The following is an 18,168-nucleotide window of genomic DNA, read 5'->3' on the forward strand; positions in this document are numbered from 1 at the left end:
AAAATTCAACCTATGGAAATTATAAAATTTATATCAATAGCCATTACCATGTTTTTATTAACAATCTGTATTTCCTGTGAGAAGCTGATCGAAGTGGATGTCCCTGACAACCAAATTCCTTCAGTGGAAGTATTTGAAAATGTCCAAACGGCAGATGCAGCATTAGCTGCTTTATATGCCGGAATGAGGGATAAGTCGCCGGTAGCAGGCGATAATTCAGGAACACTATTGGGAATCTATACCGATGATCTGGATTTTTATGCTAACGCTGGATCAAATGGGCGTTTTGATTTATACCGCAACCAGCATATAGCGACCAACACGGACATTTATTCTTATTGGACCAGCGCGTACGGGCAAATTTATGTGGCTAACGCTATTATCGAAGGAGTGGAGCATTCTTCCTCTCTTCCGTCAGCTGATAAAAATAGGATTAAAGGGGAAGCACTAGTCATGCGTTCAGTGATTTTTTTTTATCTATGGCAAGTGTTCGGAGATATTCCTTATCCAATCAGTACCAACTACAAAATTAACCAGTCTTTGACCAGGACTCCCGCTTTGGAAGCTGCTATTAAACTTGAAGGTGATCTGAATGAAGCGGTAGGACTGTTACATGATGAGTACCGAAATGCAGAGCGGATTTATCCTAATAAAAAGGTAGCACAATTGATGCTGGCTAAAATCTATATGTTTCAAAAACGATGGAGCGAAGCGGAAATCATTTTAAAAAGTATTGTTCAAAGTTCTCTGTATCAGTTTCAGAATGATATTACCAAGGTATTCGCTAAATCAAGTGCCCATATCTTATGGCAGCTGAAGCCGAAGTCGGGATTTCCTACCTTGGAAAGCATGGCGTATTATTTTACCGGGGCTGCGCCAAGCACGTATGCCTTGACTCAAAATTTGATAAATACCTTCTCTGCTGGTGATTTGCGTAGAGCGAACTGGATAGCACTAGTCACGGTAGGGCAGAATACCTGGTACAGGTCGGACAAATATAAAAACCGAAGCAATGATACAACGGAGTATTCGATCGTTTTCAGGCTGGAAGAAGTGTATCTATTACTTGCAGAAGCATTGACCCGGCAGAATAGGATCACGGAAGGGTTACCTTATGTCAATGCGACAAGACTAAGGGCAGGACTTGCCCCTTTTACCAGTTCGATGACAAAAGAAGTAATGTTAACCGAAATCCTTTTGGAAAACCGAAGAGAGTTTTTTACGGAAATGGGGCATCGCTTTCTGGACTTGAAACGACTGGATCATTTAGGTGATCTCATTACGGTAAAGCCTTACTGGAAGAGCTATCACGGGCTATGGCCATTACCCCAGCAGGAACTTCTTCTAAACCCTAACCTTAATCCTCAAAATACCGGCTATTAGACATGAGAAAATTAATATGCATATACCTATTATTACTGGTAAGTAGTAGTTTTTCAGCACAGGCTACTAAAGATACCTTGGAAAGCTGGGTGTCTAAGTTTTACAGGCTGGGTAATCCTGTTCTGTCAGAGGACGGGAAATGGGCAGCAGTACGAAAAAAGTATGATGTCCGTCAGGATACAGTTCTTGTGGTTGGTACACGGAAACCCAATACTATCGCAGCAACCATTGTTTTGGATGGCTCAGTGAGGTTTTTAAAAAATGATGGACTCCTGGTTTATGGGAATCGTCAGGCAGAATTTGTAGATCTGAAATTGGGCAAAAACTGGCATTACGACAATGTTGTGACGGCCTTTCCACTTTCGGAATTAGGACAATACGGGATACTTACAAAGGATTCTATCCTCAGTATTTATACCAAAGATGGGATAATACTACACCAAATGAAAAGAGTTCAGGGACTGCCGATCTCAGATGAGCATAGAAACCTGTATGTGGTTAGTAAGAATAAAAATACCTGTGAGGTCATGGCGATCTCTGGTGGTGGATTAAAAAAGCTTTCTACAATTAGTCATATCATTACCAATATGGAGTTGCTTCCCTCTGGCAAACATCTTATTGTTTCAGGTCCGAAACTTGGAAGTGCAAAGCTGGGACTGACCTTTGTTAATACCGCCAGTGGCAAATCTTCTACTTTATCAACGATTCCCGCAAGTATAGACGATTATTTTAAAGTAACAGAAATTAAAGGAGGAAAAGCGTATTGGATCGGGCTATTCAGCCTTGAAAAGCCAGAAAATGGAATGGTCAATATCTGGTATGGTAATGATGATAACCTGGCTGCTAAGAAAAAAGGGGTAAGGAAAGGGAGGTACTGGATGTGGAAACTAGGACCAGATCAGTTTCAGGAATTTCCGACTGGCGTATATCCGGCTATGGCCTCGCTCAATAGTGAGCGATACTTTCTGGCTTATCATCCCACCAAAGGGCATGATTTTGTAACTCTTGAGCCACAATTTATAGACACCTCGATTTATGATGCGGAGCAGAAAACCTACCGTCCATTAGCTTCTCTGAGGGGTGTGGTATATGGTTCTCCTGAATTAATTTGCGCGAACGATGGCCGGTTGTTTGTCGGGAGCGTGGATGGAAAGAAGTGGACAGTCTTTAACCTCGAAGATGGATCGGAGAATGACATTGATAAAGTTGGATTGCAAAACCCTGTTTTTTCCAATGATAATAGGTGTATTTTCTTTGAGAGTGAGGATGATTTATGGAAGTATGATGCTGTGAGTAAAACTTTACTTTCAACAAAGATAGCGCCGGGCAGAGCAGTTAGAATTGTGAATGGCTCTGAAAATGTTTTATTACCTTATTCCCATATTAATGTAACAAGGCTGACTCCTAACAGACCGATACTGTTGGAGGTTAAAGATAGGGCTAAGAACGAGACATCATATTGCCTTTTGAATGGGAATACAGTAAAAAAGGTTATCCCTTCTACTAGGAATAAGTTAGGTAATATCGTGTATGATTCTAAATTGGAAATTTTTTGTGCGCTGGAAGAGAGCTATAACAGATCGCCACAATTATATCTGCAAAAAAATGGGGGACGAAAAGAATTGCTATTATCTGGAGGAATTGCTGACCCAGATGCTTCTCTGCTAAGGCAGGAGGTTATTCATTACAGAACTTCTGAAGGATTACCCCTTAAAGGCGTATTGTACTATCCGGAGCAGTATAATCCGAAAAAAAAGTACCCCATGGTGGTTCATATTTACCAGATTCAAAGTGATAAATCCAATGAGTATTTGACACCAGGATATAACAATGCTGATGGATTTGATATCCGTACATTGGTCACAATGGGGTATTTTGTATTGTTGCCTGATACGGTTGTAGGGCCACAAGGAGCGGGCGTATCAGCTCTTGATTGTGTCAATAAGGCTCTTGATATGGTATACAGCAATCCCAGTATAGATATGAGCAGAATAGGGCTTATTGGCCACTCTTTCGGGGGTTATGAAACCGATTTTATTGCTACTCAGTCCAAGCGTTTTGCTACCTATATCTCCGGATCAGGGGAAAGTGATATTATCAGGGATTATTTTTCGTACCATTATCATTTTCCGGGTCCACATTACTGGCAGTATGAAAATGGGCAGTTTGATATGAAAATCTCATTTTTGGAAAACAAGACTCTTTATTTTAAGAATAATCCTATTTATAGTGTAGACAAAGTGAATGCGCCCATTTTATTATGGACAGGGAGCCAAGATCAGCACGTTCCTTGGGATCAAACCATGGAGTTTTATATTGGTTTAAAAAGATATAAAAAGCCGGTAATCGCTTTGTTTTATGCAAAGGGAGGGCACACATTTGGGTTTAATTCTGATGAAAAAAGAGACCTTTATGTACGAGTTCTTGACTGGTGGAATTATTTCTTGAAGGACCAGAAGAACATTCCATGGATTGATAAACAAATGAAAAGAGGTGCTTTATAGCACCCCTTTTTCTTTGATTTTTAAGGCTTAAACAGTTCATCACCACACATAGTAGGACTTACGGGAGCATCGTGTAAAAGGACAGAAGAGTTTTCTGTCCAGGTACATGGTGCACCTGGTGTGGTGCTACATTTCTGTTCAGCGTTTACACATTGTCCCGTTACAGCATCAATGCGATAGGCATCAATAATAGCTCTCTTGCTGGTATTCATTTTTGTGGCAAAAGCCGCGCCTGCGCCCATGAAGATCAGGGCGGCAGGAAGGATCAATTTTTTCATAAGATAAAATTTAAAAGTTGTGCCTACTCTGGGATCAGGTTTTCGGCAAGCCCTGCTTTAATTAAAGTATTTGGATATCGGCTCTCGGAGCCAATAACGTTTGAGTTCATTTTCAATGAGGACATACAGGTATTGATCATCAATGGCCATATGTGAGAATACATTTTTACCTTTATTATTGATGTAAAAGCTGCCGACGTATTCCTGCTGGTCAGTACGATATATATCCACTACCGAGGCCCGTTTCCACATTTTTGAAGATTCATGTCTGCCCTTTAAACTGGAATGGATAAAGAGCAAATTTCGATGTGATGCCATCTCACCATTCACTTTCAATGGTGGACTACTCATTTTATGAGTACCATCTGAAAGCCTACGCGTTTGGATTTTGGCAACTGTTGTTGTATCAATGGTGTGCATCTTCCTGAGCAAGTTAAGCTGCTTATCCATCGCCAGGATTTGATTCCTGTAGGTATAGGTGTAAAGGATTTCGGAGTTATAGGGTGTGGAAATAAGTTTTCCGTCAACATCAAACACACCATCAATTTGCTTTTCTAGGATTGAAGGATGAAGCTGTAATTTAGGGTTCTGCAGCAAGTCCAGTGCCGCAAGTGTATATTGACGGGTTTTGCTGCTCTGGGTCCTTATAATAAAGTGAAGGGAATCTAAAATGGCCAGTTGCGTAAAGAAAGCATCCTGATAGCTAATGGTACGCGCGATGGTGTTGCCCAGAGTACCCCGATAGATAATGGGTACGCTGCCATCATACAGGTAATAACTTGAATCTTTTACCTGCAATTGAATATTCCGGAAACGGTACTCTGATGTATCTAAGTTTATTTTGACTGCTTTTGTTTCCTTCAATGATGTATCGATGGTGGTAAGAAGAAGTGGCGCTGTAATATTTCCTAGGTAAATTTCCCCATTTGAAATACCGGCAAAGTAGTAGGAATTGAGAGCCAGATCCAAAGACTTGTCTTCTAAAACAGGATGGAGAAGGAATCGTCTTGTAAAATTATTTTCCTTTTTGATGATATACTCTGAGCTACTGAACAGTATGACTATAATGGCGCAGCTAATTACTATGGTTGTATTGCAGAATAGTACAGGTCGAATCAAACGTACCTCTTTTCTTTGCTCATATAGGATAATGCCTGCAGCAGCAAGGGCTACACAAATCATATTAAAGATCAAATGTTCAGTCCATCCCAATTTTTCCAGGATACCTCCACAGGAACAAGGGATGAAATCACTATAGTTGAGAATGAGAAAAATGTAGATCGTAAATCCGCTCATTAAGCTTAATGAGGCATATAGTCCCATTATACGTGTTTTGGGGACGCAAAGAAGTAGGCTTATTATAAGTTCAACAATGATTACAGCGTATGAAATGAATCCTGCAAAAGCACTCAGTAGCGGAGACTGGGCTAATTGCAGCTGGAAATTTTCGAAATCTAACAGCTTGCTGACAGCGGCATAACAGAATAGCAAAATAAAAAAATAGCCGATAGTAACGGGAATTTGAGGGTTTATCTTTTTCAAGGCGTTGCGTTTTGGAATCTGATGTAAAATTCGCGATCACCAATGAAATTTAAAATATCAGAAAATGACTTTGTTATACCAATTATCAGCTTAGACATGGTAAAAAGTGGCCGAAATATGGTAATTAAATTCAGGGCCTTACACCGGGTTTAGAAATCTCGGGATTTGTTGTAATGGGAAGTTATACTGCTTATTAAATAGTTTGTACATACTGCAGTAATCAGCGAAATTATTTTTAAATGCAATTTCTTTTAAGCTAAGATCTGTAAACATAAGATCATCAATAGTATCCAGCATCTTAAGTTTTAAAAAAAAATTATACAAGGTTGTTCCAAAATACAGTTTTGAATCCTTTTGAATTTGCTTGTAGCTCTTCCCAAACATTGTTGCGAGTCTTTGGACGGATAGGCTGGTGTCCTTTTGGTATAAATCAAGAAGCTGGGTCAGATATACAGGTGTGTAGATGGTAAACTCTACCATTGAAATCGGCATGCCAAGCTCATGAAGCAGACTGACTGCTGTTGAGGATTCCTTATCAAGTATACTAATCCCTGTAAGAAGCAAGAGTTCGGAGGAGCTGCTATAGTGCTGGAAAATGGGAATAACCGTATTTTGCTGATCATCCGCTCGGGTTATATGGCCTGCAATGGTCTGTTGAATTGTTTTCAGGGCCTCGGCGTCTATTGTTTTATTGGATCTTGATTGAAAGTCCTTAAGGTCGTGATAAATTAGGACCTCTCGTTTATAGTATCCGTTATACATTGGGATCAGGCCTACAGCATGTAAGAAATTAATGCGATTTTTCAACATGACAGCATTGTTGTTGAGGATATGGGTGTAGAGATTAGCGTTTAGCATTGTCGTTTGGAAAGGAAGCCTGGCATATTTAGCAACCGAATCTTCGAATTTTTTATCAAGAATATTGAGTAACTGTATGTGCATGGGACAATGGATTATAGGTAAAAGTGCGGTTACAAAAGGTTACTATGGGTTAATGATTTATCTTATGATCAATTGGACGAATTTCTCGTTAGGTTCAAGGCTGCTGACTCTGGTGCTAATCTTAAACAAATATATCACCATTTGGTGATAAAAATACTATATTTAAATTGTAATTTCTTTTATTATTCACGAATTACGAACTATGAAAAGGAAAGTAGTAGAAGGAGTCATCAGAAATAAAGACAAAAGCAAGCAGAGATTATTAGATGCAGTGGGGACAATATTGAAAACAAAAGGTTTTTCGGCCTTGAAGATAAACGATATTGCTGCAGTTGCTGGACTGGATAAGAAGCTTATCTATAATTATTTTGGCGGCACTGATCAGTTAATAGACCAATATCTTCATTCGCAGGATTATTGGAGCAGTACGCCATATGAAATGGATAGTATAGATATTGGTAACGGCGGGCGGGAGACCGCGAAAGCCTTACTGCTCTCGCAGTTTGACTATGTTTACCAAAATAAAGAGCTGCAGAAAATTATACTATGGGGACTTCTGGAAAATAGAAAATCCTTAAGGAGACTCGCTGAGAAAAGAGAGAAAGAAGGAGAGGTACTACTGAAAAACATCGGTGATCCTTATTTTGGTGATAAAGCCCTGCGTTTTAGAGCGATTATGGCCTTGCTGGTTTCAGGAAGTTACTACCTGGACATTTATGCTACTTCTCATAACATTACGTTTTGTGGCCTAGATCTTAGAAGCAAAGAAGGGAGGGCGGAGATTAGACAGGCTATGTCTTTTCTAATTGATCAAGCGTATTCAAATTTATAATTAGCCGGACAATTATAATACTTGTAGATATAAACCATTGGGGAATCACCTACCGATTATAGATAATTTCCCTTATGTATTTGAATTATATATGAAATTTCATATATTATAATATTCCAATTTAACCGCTTAGCAAATGTTTGGAAGTTTTTCTTGTTTATAACTTCTTATTAGTAATTTCTAGTACTCTTTTTACTGTAGATAAGACCTCTAAAGTTCCCGTGAAATTACGGGAAACCGTAAAGTGTAATATCCGTGTTTTTATTATATTTGCTAGAATAGTAATATTTTGATTTTGCTGTTTTTACATTTACCCTGAATAACCATTAAAGTTTATGCCCTTCAACCTTATTGATACAGATTGTTCCCCGTTAGTCATTGACTATGAATATGAGATAAACAATAAAAATTTACTAGCGGAGTATGTTGGGGAAATGTTACTGGGGCATCACCTACACATCAATCGCATCATTAATTCTTTGAGTACTGTTTTTCCTGTTCATCCAAATGATTCTATAGATCAAGTAATTAACAAAATAACATCAACCACTTCTATAAAGCGGGATGGATGGATTTTTCAAATGATATCTTGGATCGTTTTGGCCCAGAGAAGTGCTGGTGAAAAATTCTTTTCTAATTATCCTCATTTTGCACCAGCCCAGCATGGTATTGATGGTTTGGCTTTAGTCCTAAATGATGATGGCAGTTTGAGAAGTATAATTATAACTGAAGACAAGTGTACTACCGGGCCCAGAGGTAAAATTACTCAACAGGTCTTTCCTGAATTTAAGGAGTTTGAAAATGGAGAGAAAAATAATGCTTTGGTATCAATAATTTCTATCTTAATTGGTCAGCTTGATGCTGGGAATATACTTCAAAATGTTCAGAACGATATTTTTGATAATAAATATCGGATATATCGTATAGGAATAACCAGAGAAGGAAAACATAATGACAATGACGGTAGAAAGGACTTATTTAAAGACTATAATGATTATGTTTCTGGAGATACTTCCGAACGTAGAAGTGGAGCAACTATTTATCTTGACGATATGAGAAATTGGATGCAAGACTTTTCAGATAAAGTTATTGCTTATTTACTGTCTAAAAAGTCTTGATATGTATAATAGTACAACAGAACAAAAGATAAAAGACATACCTGGTATTGGAGATATTGACATTAATCGACTTCCCCAGGAGCTGACAAGAATATATGCTCAAATTGTTAGTTTGAAGCGTCAGGTAGCTGATGGAACTATTAATTTTCAAAACGAAAATTTGGTATCAGGTTTAAAACTTCTAAGAAAGTTGGCAAATAATCTTGAAACTATTTTGCTAGCGGTTCCTGATCATGAGCAAAAAGAATCTATAGCTTTCGTTGCTGGTACCGCCAATAATCTCATACATAAGATGGGGTTAATTGATGAAGAGCCTGAAAGTTTATTGGAGACAGACTCTATATCATCTTATATAGCAGCTATCGTCCTTTTTTTAATTGGTAATAGTCAAGCTGATGCTGCGGAAACTGCTTTATCATTAATAAGGAGCGACAAGGAAAGTCAAATACAGAAACAGTTGATTTCATCCATCGTTTCTTTAGCCTCTGGAAAAGTATCAGGAATTTTGGAAAGTGATTTTAATGAAGGTGAGGTTATTAATGAAGATGATTTTGAGCAAACCGCATTGAATTATTTATGGAGAGAGCTTGGACTTGGTCTGGTACAAATAGCTCAAAGATTGATACAACAATCTAAAGAAGAACGGCAGAGTCATTTTGATAGGGTAATAGAACTTTCGATATCAGATATTGGCCCTTTTGAACAAAGAACAACTTTTTCAGGCCCTTACCGCCTGGCAAAATTATTAAAATTGTTAGAAGAAGATATATTCTCCAGGGCAGTCATAGACATTCCACCTCCGGTAGGTGTAGATCCCGTTCTTTGGCAGGGCTTTTTGGAAAAACTAGCAAAAGACCGCCCTTATTTATGGGAGAACCATAAAGATGCCGTAAATACTAATTTTTTAAATCCTGGCATATCAGCTGTCTTAACGTTTCCAACGGGCGCTGGAAAATCAACCCTATCGGAATTAAAGATTGCATCATGCCTATATTCCGGAAGAAAAGTAATCTATTTGGTTCCTACTCATGCTTTAGAAGATCAGGTAAATAAAAATTTACGACCACTATTTAACGAATTTGAACCCATTAATATTGAATTTGGAAGTGAATTTACTGATTTTGATGAAATTGACGACTTTCCAATTGTTGTAATGACCCCTGAAAGGTGTTTAACTTTTCTCAATATTAATCCTGATTTTTTCAGTAAAGTTGGTTTGGTCGTTTTTGATGAGTTTCATTTAATACATGGTAAAGACATAAAAAAAGATAGAAGATCCATTGATGCGATGTACTGTCTTTTATCCATATTCAACTTAGCTTCTTATGCTGACTATCTATTAATATCGGCAATGGTTGAAAATGGTAACGAAGTAGCTGCTTGGATCGAACAAATTACTGGAAGAGAATGTAAAGTATTCAGTTCCACATGGAAACCTACAAGACAACTTCATGGGTGTTTAATATTTGAAGAACGTAAGATTTTAGAGTTGCGGGAGAAGATTTTTGAACAGAGAAAGATTGCTACAACAATATCTCCTCCTGCCAAACTTAAAAAAGAATTAATCATTGACCCTCTTTGCTTTTTTAGTTTAAAAAATGTTTGGGAAACAGAAGATGACAATGATTATCTAAAATCTCAAATTCTTAATCATAGTATACTTTTAGGTATCAGTCCTCAGTGGCGCCTTACGAGTAACAGAAATGTTATTGCGGCTGACTTGGCAATACATTTTGCTAATTTAGGACTTAAAACGCTTGTATTTGTTGATGATCCTAGAATCACCAATTCAACTTCGAATAATATTGCAAATGCACTTAGTGACAGAAATAATGAGTATACTAATTACATTAGGCGCAATCATAGGTTAATAGATAGCCTTGTCCATGAATTAGGGGATTTTAGACACTCTTATTTTTATGATTATCAAAATGTGGGAGTACATCACGGTTTATTGCTGCCAGTAGAAAGAACATTAATCGAGGGGTATTTTAAATCTACCGAAGGGTCTATTGTTCTTGTCGCAACTGCAACGCTTGCTCAGGGGATTAATCTGCCTGCGGAAATTGTTATTATTGCGGGAGATGATCGATATGATGAAGATGGAGAAAATAGACAGCGTGTCAACCCACATGAATTATTAAATGCTGCAGGAAGAGCCGGAAGAGCTGGGCTTTCGTCGCAAGGTGCTGTTATCTTGATTCCAGGAGAGATCGTTACGATTCAAGATTCTACTATTTCTGATCGATGGTGGCGGTTAAAGAATGATGTGTTTTCAAAAGGAGATCAATGTCTTATAGTAGAAGATCCTCTGGGATATTTTTTAGATACAATTCAAGAGAATAAAGACGGGTTAAGTGTTGACGAAACGAATATATTATATCGATTCACACCAGAGGATTTATCCGAGACAGGTACTAAAGAGTTATTGGAAAAATCTTTTTATGCTTATAAAGCAGCTGAAGCAGGAACCAAAGAGCAATTTGATGAGCAGGTTAGAAGCTTGTTAGACAGACGAAATGAATTAGATAATTTAACAGATGAATACTTATGGCAAAAGGAGATAGGAATTAAAACTGGAATTGAGCCATTGGTAATTTGTGAGTTAGGAGATGCTATCGATGAGGAGGGGGTAGAGAATCTTTTATCTAAATCTGTAATAGAACTGATTGATTGGTTCTTTGCGTGGCTAAAGTCTAATCCCAGCTTTTTGTTAAAGATATTTACTAAGCAGTCAACTATTGGTCAAATTAAGAAAGCCCTAGGATTGAAACCTGAATCAGAAATATCGGAAATACTAAAAAGGTTAGATTTATTATCAAATATTCTTAAACACTATGTTGAAGGACTTCCATTAAATGGATTAAACAACATGATTCCTGATGTCAATAGACCTGATACGTCAGGTTATTTGAATAAGGCGAGAAATTTTGTTAATCGGCTTGTTCCTGAGTTAAGTTTTGGTATTGGATTATTGTCCATGGTTTTGCTGGAAATCGCTCAACAGGAAGGTATTGAAAAAAACAACCTTTCTTGGGATGTTAGGGTCTTAGCGAGTTGCATTAGAGAGGGATTTGACTCTGCTTCTAAATTATTTTACAAGAAGAATAACAAATTATTAATGCGGGTGGAAACGCATTTGGCCTTTAATCAATAATTGAGATTGTAAATAAAAATAGTAAAGTTGAGGAAATGCAAAAGCAATAGTAGAAAGCAAATTTTATCAATAATATACCTCTGTGATTACTAATAAATGGTTCGGAAATAATGAGGCAAAAATAGCAATAGTTTTATTGGTATATATTTTAGTACGTTAATAGAGTACGTAGTTGTTATCTATTTTTACATGAAATTTTTAGTATTTATGAACGACGAGATATTTAGCTTAAGAGCTCAGCATAATTTAATTAATCAACGCTTTACCTCAAATGGTTGGATCACTGTTTATCGTGGTCACTGCGAAGATGATAGTGTGGATTCCGGTATTTATAGCTTATTAGTTAAACCTGATTATCTAGATACATACATGGACAATCGTGATTGGGGAATGCATTGGGGCAGTGAAGGACATCCAAGTATCATTACTCACTTCAAGGATGGCGTTTCCGTTACAGAATATTTTCGCTTTGCAGAGGAAGGAATGGAGCCTTTTGTTTTTCCTAGATGGTTTAATCATATAAAAGAGCGGTATGTAGATGTATCGCAGGAGTTTGTAAACTACTTTAAATTGTATGAAAAAGTAACCTCAAAGCAAGTACGAAGTTATTATTTTATTGATGATTCTGGTGATGAGGAAGAGGTGATCAGTGTGAAAGAGCGCGAAGTACGTATTAAACTGAAGTTTATGGTTGAGTACTTGGCTGTTCGTAAGATTCATCTCGCACTATGTTTTGATTTTATGGCTATTACTAATAAAGAAGGTGCTGGAGAAGCCTTTGTACCTAAGGATGAGGATTTTGTTGGTGAGACTTTTAATTATAATCATTTAATGCGATTTGTACCTGCATTTAATAATGGAAATCTTCAAAGTTGGATTATAGGTAAAACAATCCTGAAATTTGATCCGGATAAAAGTTCGAGCTTTTATTTTGATGTGAAAGAGGAAGCAAACGAAAGTTTCATTGTTGGGTATGAGGACGACGGGAGTGAAAAGATGGTTCCTTGTCATTCAGAAGATCATAAATTCTTTACTCCAGTTTTCTTCAAAAAAGAAGTTCTGAATAAATATTATAGTAATCCAGAAAAATATCAGGTTGATGGTTTTCGCATCAGTTCAAGTTTTATCAGTTTAAAAATGGATAATAACAATAATGATTATGTTATGGTATTTTTAAATGATCTAGGTATGCTTCCTGTGCGTGAGCAATTACACTGGAAGCATTACAATATTGCACCTAAGCCAGGAATGGGTATGAGCGGGGCTTATTACGATACGATGGTAATGGGTAACTGGGCACGGGATTCAGATTCCGTAGATGTAAGATTTAAGGAAAAATATGTACGGTTCAATAAAAGGTGGTTTGACAAATTCGGCTGGTATTTCTATAGAGAACAAGTCGGAACGGATCAACAACACTTTCAGGCATTGCATGTCCCTTCCGAAAATACTATTACCTCGTTTTCCGATCAGTTATTAACTTTAGTAAAATTGACAATCGATAGTCTGAATGAAGAAATGTTGGTGAAAAAGCTGGATAAGGTGGAGAATGAAAAAGGTATAGCAAAACTTGAGCGTTTTCTGAACAGTCATGATAAGCATATTCCTGATATGATTAATTTCTTGCGTAAGCTGCAAGATCTCCGGTCCGGAATGATTGCGCATAGATTTAGTAATGCTAATAAAAATGTGAAAAAAGCAATGGATTATTTTGGACTCACTGAAGAGAATTACCGAAATGTCGCTATGGATATTTTTATCAAGTCACTTTTTACTCTAAATACATTGTCTAGTCTTTTTTTAGATGAAAATGATTAGAATTAAATTATGTGAATTGCTTTTGTCTTTAACCTTTTGAAAAGCATCTTTAAGTTAAAGGATACTAAACATAAAATTGAAAATCTATAATAATGCCAAACTTAGAGGGATTAGGGTTGCAGAATTTTAGGACTTTCCAGAAAAAACAAAGTCTTGAATTTGCCCCTATTACATTAATCACGGGTACAAATAATGCAGGAAAAAGTTCTGTTTTTAAAGCAATACAATTCTTGGTTGATAATTTTAAAGATGGAATTGTTTCAGAAACTTTAGATTTTAAGGCGATGAAACATGAACTTGGAAATCTTGAACGTATCTATAACCGAGTTGCAATGGAGGATTTTAAAAACGCAAACACTACCAAAAGTCAAAATATGTATTCTAGACTTTCGGATTTTCATAAAAAGAATAACGACTATCCAAGTGAATTGCCGATTTTTAAAGAGAATGAAGATTTAGTATTTACTTTTCCGATAAAGTTTGGAAGTAGTCGAGAAATATCGGCGACTTTTGAGATTAGGTATGAATTGAAAAGATTTAAGTCTAAGAATGAAACTCAAGCAGTCTCAAAAGTTTCTCATGAATTAAAAAATATAGCCATTGAGAAGAATGAAGAATATCTACATTGGTCGAATATTATCGGGTTCAGAGAATATCACGATGAACCTGGTGAATGGGAGATGTCTACAAGCATTGATTTAAAAAAAATTATTCAACTTATTATAGAAGCCCCTTTTGTAGAAATAAAGGAAGGGATTGAACCCAATGAAAAAACCGAAAACTATTTTACTCTTGATTTATTTAGCAGGATTAAAAAGTATAATGGAGTCTTTTTTGACTTTCCTTTTCCTAAACACAAAGCAGATGGCTACGGAGGTATTATTGAAAAACTTCTCGAAGGAAAATGTTTATTCTCTGATTATTCTGAATTAACAGAAGATGAAAAATCAAAACTATTAGTAATAGAGCAGAAAATTACGACAGAACTTCTTCGAGGACGAAATAATGACCAAAACAAAATTTTAGAATGTTTCAAAACAAATAATATTACTGGTATTATGGGGGGGATGGAAAGAGATATTGTAAGTGCTGAACTAAAAGAAAGGGAATCTGATCATAAAAAGGAAACCGATGGAGAACAGAATTTGCGAAGTCTTTTTAAGAAACCATTTCAAACAACTGCAAATAGTGAACTTTTTACGAGCCTGTTGAGAGCAATAGAGAAAGATTTTTTAGATACTGTTTGGAAAAAAATTGATAGTTTAAACAAAGTTTATTTTTTACCAACTACAAGAGGTAGAAATAGAGAATGGTTTATCGATGAGCAAAATAGTGAAGATATTCAGATTGTAAGAGACTACTCTGCCATATATTTTAAAAATCATCCACAGATCGAAAACTTTGTAAACTTCTGGATTGGTAATGGAGAGATCAATGAATTGGATGAAAATGGAAAACAGCTTCAAAAAGGCTTCAAGATAGGAAAAGAACTTTCAGTCTATAGAGATGAAGATATAGGCCTGACCAAGATTTTTTTAGTCAATTTTGATGGAACAAAAACTCCTCTAGTTGATTTAGGATATGGAGTATCTCAGTTACTCCCAATTATTATGAAAATAGCTATTGTCGCTCATAAACATCAATTAGATTATGAATATGATTTTGATCATCAGGATGGTTCTCATCGACAAACTATCTATTTTAATCCTTCAACATTACTAATTGAAGAACCTGAAGCTAATCTGCATCCTTCTTTACAGTCAAAAATGGCAGAGTTATTTATTGATGCAGCATCTAGGTTCAATATTCAATTCTTAATAGAAACTCATAGTGAGTATCTAATTTATAAGTTTCAGGAATATATTGGTCGCAAAATAGTTTCTCCAAACAATGTTAAGATGTATTACTTCAATAATCCCAATGATGTTCGAGAAGGATTGCGAGATGAGTACATAAGTCATGTACAGATAGATAAAGACGGGAGCATTGCCTATGAAAAGTATTTTGGAAAAGGATTTTTTGATGAACAAACGAATTTGAAACTAAGTTTGTTGAATGTTCAAAGAAATAGTTTTGTTGATGATTATGAAAAAATTAAACTAGAACTTAAAAAGTCTAGTGAAACGCTTAAAGACTATGATTTTAAAATTGATAAACTTAATCAAGAACTGTCAACTACAACATCGGGTAAAAATGAGTTAGAAGAACAGCTTAATGGAATTAAAAGAAAGAAAGAGGAAAAAGAATTGGAACTTCAAAAGCTCATAAAAGAGCAAGAAGATATAATTGATGGATATACATGTAAGACTGATTATTCGCGTTATGTATCCGAAATTGAACTTATTATAGATAAGAATAAAATTGATAATTCAAAAACACTTCAATATTTGGCAACAGGTAAATATCTACTAAAGAATTTAGATGAAGATGCTGATTTTGCTCCTGTTATTATACAATATGGGCGAGCTGTAGAATTTGAGATGATTAAATGGATGAATGATTTTAAAAACCGGATAAGTCTTACTGATATAAATCTTTGGTGTGATAGTACAAATTATAATAGTAAAATTAGACAGGTATTTACTGATTTAGGACTAACTCTAATTGATAATGATAATAATTATGAGATCAGTGCAGGTAAAAAAGTAGGCCTATTTAATCTAAAAAATTATGTAAATAGTGATCCTAATAAATGGAAATTTGGTGGATTAACTCAAATTTTCGAATTGCTTTTCTGTATATCTCCAGCAGTAAATGCTTCTTACAATTATAGCTCTGTTCCTTTAATGGTTGAATTTTCAAATTATCTGAAGACAATTTGGACAGATTATAATAAAGCAGAAGGATTATTTAATATGTGTCGAAGTATATTAGATTTGAGAAATTGTGCTGGACATACCTATAGTGATAGTGTTTGTAGCAGTGATATTATTGATGAGACTACGGCAGAGAATTACGTTGCTAAGGTTGAAGCTCTTTTTAGGTGTTTATAGTATGAATTTTATGTAAAAAGGATCAGAATGTAATTTTCTATACATTTATATATTATATCCAGTAAAAAAGTTAATTTTGCGTTAAGAAATTTTGTGTTCTTTAATTTAAAGTCGTAAATATTTTTGCAGGGGAAAGAGGCTTGGGGGGAATTTGTCTAAAATTTCTTATTTCTGGCAAGTTCATGGCACTTCATAATCTATGAAGCTGGAAAGAAGCATCAATAAAGCATTTGCTATATTGGTTCGAATCCCTGACTCTCCGCAAAGCAAAAGTTAGAGTTTTTTAAGAAACTTCTAATATCAAGAAAAGTTAGTGTGGCAATATCGTGGCACTTATCAAATCTTGAATGAAGAAGTTCAGTAAACATCGCATATACGTGAGATAGGTTCAAAACCCTCACTCTCCGCATAGGGAGACGTTAATTTTTTAACGTCTCCTTTTTTTATGCTTATTATGTGTTGATTTTCAATTCAAGAGTAGAAGCTGGAGAATCTTTGAAAAACGTCTGTGAAAAGATCACAGGTTTAACAATAGAAACAGAAGCATCCTTAAAAGCTAAAAGTATACAATTTTATGAATTGTCAGTTTGGGTGGCAAAAAATAAAGTAAAAGCAACCAAAGAGAAATTTGATGCTAAAATCAAGACTTATAAAGATACGCCAAAACCTGTTATTGAAATAGATTCTAACATTTGGGATAATCTTATTTATCAGGTGGTTACCCAAAAGGATTTTTATGCAAAAGAAACTTTAATGCAATTTTTACATCTTGATCATATTCTTTCCAATTATGATGGAGTTACTGAGGCGCAGTATGAAGATGTTATTAAAACCAAAGTTGTTCTTCCTAAGGAACTTTTTAGCGTAAAGACTGCGTCTTCAAATACAGTCGCTTCAAGAGAAGAAAGCAGTTTACAAGGTATTCCTTTTAGTGATAGCGCTTTGAAGTTTGCAGAAGCTACAGTAAACTTAAAAGGAAATGAGGAGCTTAAAAGAACTAAAGGTGAAACAGTAGAATCTGCAGCATTATCAACTTTTACAGGTTCTAGAATGAAAGCAAAAGGATTTGGAAAAGGAAGGTATAATACACCAAAAAATATAATTGATAGAAATGAAGTAATTGTTAACTTTTTAAAAAAATAATTTATGAGAATGATTTGGGGTTTATGAAATATCAACGTTTTAGGTTGTTGGTTTTATTTAAAGAAAAAGGAATATCTTATGAAGATTGTTCTATAATCCATATTACGGCTTGTTGTCTATTAATTTTATTAAACTACATATTCTTTATATTATAATTTTTTGGCTATATTTGTTTATATATTTACATATTAAGCTATAATTATGGCAAATAATGGTATAAATAGATTAAGGGTAGTGCTAGCAGAAAAGAGTCTAACCAACAAATGGTTGGCTGAAAAAATGAAAAAAAATCCAACTACGATTTCGAGATGGTGTAATAATGACATGCAACCGTCTTTAGAAACATTATTAGATATCGCTGACATTTTAGGAGTAGATATAAAGGATCTCTTGTGGCCCTCATTAAAAAAGTAATTTATAAGCATAATGAATGACTTTTTGATAATAGCATTCTGCTA

12 protein-coding genes are annotated in these 18,168 nt (G+C 35.5%); 9 read left to right on the top strand and 3 right to left on the bottom strand.

Annotation, left to right across the window (positions count from 1 at the left end; all coding sequences use genetic code 11):
* Positions 1–12: 12 nt before the first annotated feature.
* Positions 13–1,383, top strand: coding sequence for a RagB/SusD family nutrient uptake outer membrane protein (locus LKL37_RS03735; RefSeq protein ID WP_431609253.1), 1,371 nt, complete (start codon positions 13–15; stop codon positions 1,381–1,383).
* A 2-nt stretch (positions 1,384–1,385) separates the two neighbouring features.
* Entirely contained in the window at positions 1,386–3,887 is a 2,502-nt protein-coding gene (locus tag LKL37_RS03740; RefSeq protein WP_431609254.1) for an alpha/beta hydrolase family protein, read from the top strand.
* 20 nt (positions 3,888–3,907) lie between these two features.
* Here LKL37_RS03740 and LKL37_RS03745 read toward each other — a convergent pair whose 3' ends face one another.
* The 3 genes from LKL37_RS03745 to LKL37_RS03755 all read right to left on the bottom strand — a co-directional run bounded on the left by LKL37_RS03745 (position 3,908) and on the right by LKL37_RS03755 (position 6,649).
* The gene (locus tag LKL37_RS03745; RefSeq protein ID WP_431609255.1) at positions 3,908–4,165 is read right to left on the bottom strand and encodes a DUF6520 family protein; all 258 of its coding nucleotides are present in this window, start codon (positions 4,163–4,165) and stop codon (positions 3,908–3,910) included.
* Positions 4,166–4,222: 57 nt separating this feature from the next.
* Positions 4,223–5,707 (bottom strand): DoxX family protein, encoded by a 1,485-nt coding sequence (locus LKL37_RS03750; RefSeq protein ID WP_431609256.1) that lies wholly within the window; start codon positions 5,705–5,707, stop codon positions 4,223–4,225.
* Positions 5,708–5,845: 138 nt separating this feature from the next.
* Entirely contained in the window at positions 5,846–6,649 is an 804-nt protein-coding gene (locus LKL37_RS03755; RefSeq protein WP_431609257.1) for a helix-turn-helix domain-containing protein, read from the bottom strand.
* Positions 6,650–6,851: 202 nt separating this feature from the next.
* On the opposite strand from LKL37_RS03755, the gene LKL37_RS03760 reads away from it, so the two are divergent.
* From LKL37_RS03760 to LKL37_RS03790, 7 genes are all read left to right on the top strand, one after another.
* Positions 6,852–7,481 carry a TetR/AcrR family transcriptional regulator gene (locus tag LKL37_RS03760; protein WP_431609259.1) on the top strand — a complete coding sequence of 210 codons (630 nt, stop codon included), beginning with the start codon at positions 6,852–6,854 and terminating at the stop codon, positions 7,479–7,481.
* A gap of 335 nt (positions 7,482–7,816) precedes the next feature.
* Complete coding sequence (locus LKL37_RS03765) at positions 7,817–8,599, top strand: hypothetical protein (RefSeq protein ID WP_431609260.1); 783 nt, start codon at positions 7,817–7,819, stop codon at positions 8,597–8,599.
* A 1-nt stretch (position 8,600) separates the two neighbouring features.
* Positions 8,601–11,756: a DEAD/DEAH box helicase gene (locus tag LKL37_RS03770; protein ID WP_431609261.1), complete on the top strand. Its 3,156-nt coding sequence runs from the start codon at positions 8,601–8,603 to the stop codon at positions 11,754–11,756.
* 207 nt (positions 11,757–11,963) lie between these two features.
* Positions 11,964–13,574 (top strand): hypothetical protein, encoded by a 1,611-nt coding sequence (locus tag LKL37_RS03775; RefSeq protein WP_431609262.1) that lies wholly within the window; start codon positions 11,964–11,966, stop codon positions 13,572–13,574.
* A 92-nt stretch (positions 13,575–13,666) separates the two neighbouring features.
* Positions 13,667–16,567 (top strand): DUF3696 domain-containing protein, encoded by a 2,901-nt coding sequence (locus LKL37_RS03780; RefSeq protein ID WP_431609263.1) that lies wholly within the window; start codon positions 13,667–13,669, stop codon positions 16,565–16,567.
* Between the two features lie 456 nt (positions 16,568–17,023).
* Positions 17,024–17,710, top strand: a complete 687-nt coding sequence (locus LKL37_RS03785) for a hypothetical protein (RefSeq protein ID WP_431609264.1) — start codon at positions 17,024–17,026, stop codon at positions 17,708–17,710.
* Between the two features lie 201 nt (positions 17,711–17,911).
* Positions 17,912–18,124, top strand: a complete 213-nt coding sequence (locus tag LKL37_RS03790) for a helix-turn-helix transcriptional regulator (RefSeq protein ID WP_431609265.1) — start codon at positions 17,912–17,914, stop codon at positions 18,122–18,124.
* Positions 18,125–18,168: the final 44 nt, after the last annotated feature.

The organism is Chryseobacterium sp. 'Rf worker isolate 10' (genome assembly GCF_050753305.1).
In the GTDB taxonomy this organism is placed as follows: Bacteria; Bacteroidota; Bacteroidia; order Flavobacteriales; family Weeksellaceae; genus Chryseobacterium.

Excerpts from the sequence above, each read along its gene's own strand:
- LKL37_RS03765 (WP_431609260.1), top strand. The coding sequence starts at position 7,817 with ATGCCCTTCAACCTTATTGATACAGATTGTTCCCCGTTAGTCATTGAC.
- LKL37_RS03740 (WP_431609254.1), top strand. The coding sequence starts at position 1,386 with ATGAGAAAATTAATATGCATATACCTATTATTACTGGTAAGTAGTAGT.
- LKL37_RS03775 (WP_431609262.1), top strand. The coding sequence starts at position 11,964 with ATGAACGACGAGATATTTAGCTTAAGAGCTCAGCATAATTTAATTAAT.
- LKL37_RS03770 (WP_431609261.1), top strand. The coding sequence starts at position 8,601 with ATGTATAATAGTACAACAGAACAAAAGATAAAAGACATACCTGGTATT.
- LKL37_RS03760 (WP_431609259.1), top strand. The coding sequence starts at position 6,852 with ATGAAAAGGAAAGTAGTAGAAGGAGTCATCAGAAATAAAGACAAAAGC.
- LKL37_RS03755 (WP_431609257.1), bottom strand. The coding sequence starts at position 6,649 with ATGCACATACAGTTACTCAATATTCTTGATAAAAAATTCGAAGATTCG.
- LKL37_RS03790 (WP_431609265.1), top strand. The coding sequence starts at position 17,912 with ATGGCAAATAATGGTATAAATAGATTAAGGGTAGTGCTAGCAGAAAAG.
- LKL37_RS03745 (WP_431609255.1), bottom strand. The coding sequence starts at position 4,165 with ATGAAAAAATTGATCCTTCCTGCCGCCCTGATCTTCATGGGCGCAGGC.
- LKL37_RS03780 (WP_431609263.1), top strand. The coding sequence starts at position 13,667 with ATGCCAAACTTAGAGGGATTAGGGTTGCAGAATTTTAGGACTTTCCAG.
- LKL37_RS03735 (WP_431609253.1), top strand. The coding sequence starts at position 13 with ATGGAAATTATAAAATTTATATCAATAGCCATTACCATGTTTTTATTA.